Source organism: Veillonella sp. CAG:933 (assembly GCF_000431435.1).
Taxonomy (GTDB): domain Bacteria; phylum Bacillota; class Negativicutes; order Veillonellales; family Veillonellaceae; genus Veillonella_A.
On record NZ_HF986173.1, the window covers coordinates 28015 to 29327 of the forward strand.

The following is a 1313-nucleotide window of genomic DNA, read 5'->3' on the forward strand; positions in this document are numbered from 1 at the left end:
CAGAGGCGGTGGCCCGCGGTTCCACTCTGTTTACAACAGCATACTCACAGATGGATAGGCTGTTGCACTCAAATACTATAACGGCAGTTCACCGTGAAAACCTACTGATATTTCAGTTCTCCCGCTCACAAAGGCATTCAGTCCAACTACATCGTAATAAACTCTCAACCTAGGTTTATCTCTCTGTTCGGTTCATTGAACGTACTTGTTTTGTTCATTGCGTTTTATATACTCTTTTATGTTTTAGTATAATTCTCATCGATTTTTTAAAACATATCATTATGATAGGTTTTAACTACTTTTTTGTCAAGGACAAAATAAATCCATACTATTACTAAAAATTTCTATATATATAATAATAGCAAAGATTCGCTAAAAATCCAACAGCATCATGAACATTTTACCAAACTGTCTATATATTACTAACGATCCACTGCATAGTATAAAAATTTAAACATAATCAGTGTTATAAAAAAGTTGTAGCAGATTATGTACTCACAATCTGCTACAGCTGCTATATATTCAGTTATCTAAACGTCCTACGGTATTCTCCCTTCGGAGTAGCCTTTAAAGCTCCGGCTCAATTAACCCATAGGAACCGTTTTTACGACGGTACACTACGTTCATAACTTCTGTTTCTGCATTGTAGAACATAAAGAAGTCATGACCAACCAAATTCATTTGCATAATGGCTTCTTCCACACTCATAGGTCGAATCGCAAAATGTTTGCGGCGAACTATGCTGATTTCTTCTTCCTGAACAGGAACTTCCGGAACATATGCATCCGGTTTGAAGCCTGCTTCTTTCTTGAAGCGCCGTGCCAAACGAGTTTTATATTTATGAATTTGACGAACAATTTTATCGACTACTAAATCAATAGCCGCATACATATCTGTATTCGATGCAACCCCGCGAAGAACAATCCCTTCAACGAAACAGGTGAGTTCAACTACGCGATTTTCTTTTTCTACTGAGAGCACAGCTTGTACATCAAATGGTGCATCAAAATAACGAGCAAGTTTATCTACACGTTTTTCCAAATACTCGCGGAGAGCTGCTGTTACTTCTAAATTCTTACCTCTTACTGTTACTTTCATATAAAACACCCTTTCTTCTCAAGTTCTAAACTACGAACTTGTTTCTATGTTTATATAATTCTCCAAGGATGTACAAAAGTCCTCTTTATTTTTTGAAAAATTTTTAAATTTTTTTATAAATTTTTTACAAATCTTAAACACCCCTATAAAGAAGGGCTTTCACAAAGTTTTTCAAGTAAAATTGGGCTTATAGGACAAAAAGTGTGTGTGGCTTT

General features: G+C 35.6%; 1 protein-coding gene and 1 other annotated feature. The gene reads right to left on the reverse strand.

Annotated features, from left to right (window positions below):
- Positions 1 to 227 (reverse strand) — a binding site (T-box leader).
- A 340-nt stretch (positions 228 to 567) separates the two neighbouring features.
- The gene (gene hpf / locus QZL64_RS03755; protein ID WP_021840668.1) at positions 568 to 1098 is read right to left on the reverse strand and encodes a ribosome hibernation-promoting factor, HPF/YfiA family; all 531 of its coding nucleotides are present in this window, start codon (positions 1096 to 1098) and stop codon (positions 568 to 570) included.
- Positions 1099 to 1313 lie beyond the last annotated feature (215 nt).

What these genes read in the sequence shown, in the direction of transcription:
- hpf (WP_021840668.1), bottom strand. Translation starts at nt 1,098, where the DNA reads ATGAAAGTAACAGTAAGAGGTAAGAATTTAGAAGTAACAGCAGCTCTC.